The following is a 2,587-nucleotide window of genomic DNA, read 5'->3' on the forward strand; positions in this document are numbered from 1 at the left end:
CGGATAGAAAATCTCCGGTTTCACCGATAGGTTATTGCCCGAATGCTTCGCCCCTCTGAGTAACGCACAGAAAACGGGTTTCTCCGAGAAACCCGTTTTCTACTCATGTACTCATGCAAAAAGATGTTTTTTCATCAAAAAAAACTCGATCGCATTTAAGCGATCGAGTCAAGAAAAAATAGACTAATTATTAATAGTCGAAGTCACCACCGCCGGCGGGAGGAGCGGATTTTTCTTTTTCCGGTTTATCCACCACAATACACTCGGTAGTTAAAACCATACCGGCGATCGAAGCGGCATTTTGTAGGGCAGAACGAGTCACTTTCGCGGGGTCAACGATACCCGCCTCAAACATATCGGAGAACTCACCGGTAGCGGCATTATAACCGACATTAAAGGGCTTTTCTTTCACCCGTTCGGCAATAACTGCACCGTTTTGGCCGGCATTTTCAGCGATCCGTTTTAAGGGTGCAGCGATGGCGCGAGAAACGATTAAAGCACCGGTTAATTCTTCATGGTGTAGGGTTTCTTTGGCCCAGGTTTCCAATTGGGGAGCCAGGTGAGCTAAAGTAGTACCACCCCCGGGGACGATACCTTCTTCTACGGCTGCTTTAGTGGCGTTAATCGCGTCTTCTAAGCGCAATTTGCGGTCTTTCATTTCCGTTTCCGTAGCGGCACCGACTTTAATCACTGCCACACCCCCGGCTAATTTAGCCAGACGTTCTTGCAGTTTTTCTTTATCGTAGGAAGAATCAGTTTCCTCGATTTGACGGCGAATTTGCTCACAACGGGTTTTCACTGCCACGTCGTTTCCTTCGGCGACGATGGTGGTAGTATCTTTGTTCATAGTGATACGGCGGGCCGTACCTAAGCTGTCAATTTTGGTGGTTTCCAGTTTTAAACCCGCATCTTCGCTGATTACTTGACCACCGGTTAAGACGGCGATATCTTCTAACATCGCTTTTCTGCGATCGCCAAATCCGGGAGCTTTCACCGCAGTGACGTTAAGAACACCGCGCAGACGGTTAACCACTAGGGTTGCCAAAGCTTCTTTTTCGATGTCTTCGGCGATAATTACTAGGGGTTTACCTTGACGGGCCACTTGTTCGAGAATGGGAACCAAATCCTGTACTAAACCGATTTTTTTGTCGGTAATCAGAATAGCGGGATCCTCAAAAACGCATTCCATGCGCTCGGTGTCGGTGACAAAGTAGGGAGAGATATAACCTTTGTCAAAACGCATCCCTTCGGTGATTTCTAGTTCGGTGGTCATCGATTTCCCTTCTTCTAGGGAAATTACGCCTTCTTTACCGACTTTATCCATGGCCGAGGCGATCATTTGACCGACTTCATCATCGTTACCGGCAGAGATAGCACCCACTTGTGCGATCGCTTTGGAATCTTCTACGGGTTTCGCGTGTTTGGCGATTTGACTGACGAGGAAATCGGCAGCTTTATCGATCCCTTTTTTCAGAGAAATCGGGTTAGCACCGGCGGCGACGTTGCGTAAACCTTCTTTAACGATAGCGTGAGCGAGAACGGTGGCGGTAGTAGTACCATCACCCGCTACATCGTTGGTTTTTGAGGCGGCTTGGCGAATTAAAGCCACACCGGTGTTCTCGATATGGTCTTCCAGTTCGATTTCTTTAGCGATGGTGATGCCATCATTGACGATTTGGGGTGCGCCAAATTTCTTTTCGAGGACGACGTTACGACCTTTGGGACCAAGGGTGACGGCCACCGCTTCGGCCAGCAGATCCATGCCTTTTTCTAAGGCGCGACGAGCATCTTCGTTGTAGATAATAGATTTAGCCATAATGTATCGTTATTCGGGCAAAATAGGGGTTTTCAAGGGTAGATGATTAGGAAACGGCGGCGAGAATGTCTTTTTCGGAGAGGAGAACGAATTCTTCGCCACCAAGTTTGATATCGGTTCCGGCATATTTGGAGTAGAGAACTTTGTCACCCACACCCACTTCTACAGGGGTACGGCTACCGTCATCGTTGCGTTTGCCGGGGCCGACGGCCACGACTTCCCCGATTTGGGGTTTTTCTTTAGCGGCGTCGGGAAGGAAAATACCACCGGCGGTTTTTTCTTCGCTGGGACTAACTTTGACGAAAACTCGATCGCCTAGGGGTTTAACAGTAGTTACGTTGATGCTGACTGCAGCCATGGAATATCCTCCGTTTCTCTTGTATTTGGGTAAGTGTCTTTTCCAGATTAGCACTCTTACCTTCCGAGTGCTAATTTACCGAAATAGAAGGCCCCCTGACAACGGCTCGATCGGTACGGGTTTCCGAACTATGGTGTTAAGCTATAGCAGTTATCTTAGTGGTGAGGTACAAAGTTTTCGTTTTGGGAAGGCAGCAGTCAGAATATCCCTTTTCCGTCACTCTAGGGAACGGGAAAACAGAAATGACAGGGAAAAACGGATGCCAACAGAGAATTTATCAATCGATTAAGTTGAGTATATAGGGTTGGCTGAATAAATCTAAAAACCTTGTTGGGTAAGACTTTTAGACTTTTTGTCAATCAAAAAGTACCCGGCATGGGAGTGATCAGGGGGAAAATTCAGGGACTTTTTCC

At 47.7% G+C, this 2,587-nt stretch carries 2 protein-coding genes; both read right to left on the reverse strand.

Annotated elements, in window-relative coordinates:
- Positions 1 to 190: 190 nt before the first annotated feature.
- Positions 191 to 1,816, reverse strand: a complete 1,626-nt coding sequence (groL, locus tag PX636_RS10485; protein WP_002804201.1) for a chaperonin GroEL — start codon at positions 1,814 to 1,816, stop codon at positions 191 to 193.
- Between the two features lie 46 nt (positions 1,817 to 1,862).
- Positions 1,863 to 2,174: a co-chaperone GroES gene (gene groES, locus PX636_RS10490; protein ID WP_002737272.1), complete on the reverse strand. Its 312-nt coding sequence runs from the start codon at positions 2,172 to 2,174 to the stop codon at positions 1,863 to 1,865.
- Positions 2,175 to 2,587: the final 413 nt, after the last annotated feature.

This window comes from Microcystis sp. M53598_WE2 (assembly GCF_030067735.1).
GTDB lineage: Bacteria > Cyanobacteriota > Cyanobacteriia > Cyanobacteriales > Microcystaceae > Microcystis > Microcystis aeruginosa.

Coding starts and splice junctions, on each gene's coding strand:
- groL (WP_002804201.1), bottom strand. CDS start 1,816: ATGGCTAAATCTATTATCTACAACGAAGATGCTCGTCGCGCCTTAGAA.
- groES (WP_002737272.1), bottom strand. CDS start 2,174: ATGGCTGCAGTCAGCATCAACGTAACTACTGTTAAACCCCTAGGCGAT.